The organism is Streptomyces sp. NPDC002671 (genome assembly GCF_053592475.1).
The window spans coordinates 1-1,148 of the sequence record NZ_JBSFVU010000179.1 but is presented as its reverse complement, the minus strand read 5'-3'; the positions used below and the strand labels follow the sequence as shown (position 1 = coordinate 1,148).

The 1,148-nt window shown below is 70.1% G+C and carries 1 protein-coding gene; it reads left to right on the top strand.

Annotated features, from left to right (window positions below; all coding sequences use genetic code 11):
- Window positions 1-367: 367 nt before the first annotated feature.
- A complete protein-coding gene (locus tag ACWD35_RS45595) occupies window positions 368-1,057 on the top strand; it encodes a CBS domain-containing protein (protein ID WP_451357197.1) in 690 nt (229 codons plus the stop codon).
- The last annotated feature ends 91 nt before the right edge of the window (window positions 1,058-1,148 follow it).

The following is a 1,148-nucleotide window of genomic DNA, read 5'->3' as shown; positions in this document are numbered from 1 at the left end:
CGCCGCGCTCGCTTTGGTCTGTTCACTCATGGCCGGCTCTCGGGCGAGCCGTCGAGACCTACCGTGACGGTTCGGGGCATTGTCTCCACCTCCCGGGACGAGGATCCACCTCCAGCGTGGTGACACCGTGCCCGCCGGGTCAGGGGCCGCACGGCCCTGTGCGGGACCGACCGGCCCTGTCGGCGGAGCCGTCGGGCGTGCAGTGTGGCCGCGTACCGGGCATGGTGCAGTGATCACTGACCTGACGGGCCGGGCGGCGGAAAGCCGAATGCCCCGGCCCGGGGTCCGGACGGCCCCTGGCCCGCCGTCCCTCGGCCGCTCACGCTGGAAGCGGACGGACTCCCGCAAGAGCCCCTACGGAGTCATCATGTACGGCACCCCGCACATAGTCAGCGATGTCATGACCCACACGGTCACCGCCGTCGGGCGGCGCGCCCCGTTCAAGGAGATCGTGCGGCTGATGCAGGACCGGCAGGTCAGCGCCCTGCCCGTGATCGAGGGCGAGGGACGGGTGGTCGGCGTGGTCTCCGAGGCCGACCTGCTACCCAAAGAAGAACTGCGGGACGACCCGGAGACGGGCTACCTCCAGCTGCGTCAGCCGGTCGACCTGGCGAAGGCGGACGCCCTCACCGCAGGGGACCTGATGTCGTCCCCCGCTGTCACGGTCCGGGCGAACGCCACCCTCACCGAGGCCGTGCGCACCATGGCGCGAGAGGGGGTCAAGAGGCTGCCCGTCGTCGGCGGAACCGGGCTGCTGGAAGGCATCGTCAGCCGCGCCGATCTACTCAAGGTCTTCCTGCGCGGGGACGACGACATCGCCGAGGAGGTCCGGCGCGAGATCGTGTCGTACCTCTTCGTGCTGCCGTCCTCGGCCATCCGGGTGGAGGTGCACGACGGAGTCGTCACGCTGACGGGCCTGATTCGCGACACCGCTCTGGTCCCGGTGGCCGCGCGCCTGGTGCGGGCCGTGGAAGGGGTGGTGGACGTGCAGTTCGACCTCACGCGCGACGACCTCGGAGTGGACGACCATGGCGTGAGGGGGGCCGGTCGGCCCTAGGGCCTGTGTGATGTCGTGATCAATCGGCTGCTTGCAAGAGATCTCCGACCCAGATCATGGAGGCGCGGAGTTCGAGGCCGGCGAGGTAGCT

Excerpts from the sequence above, each read along its gene's own strand:
- ACWD35_RS45595 (WP_451357197.1), top strand. The coding sequence starts at position 368 with ATGTACGGCACCCCGCACATAGTCAGCGATGTCATGACCCACACGGTC.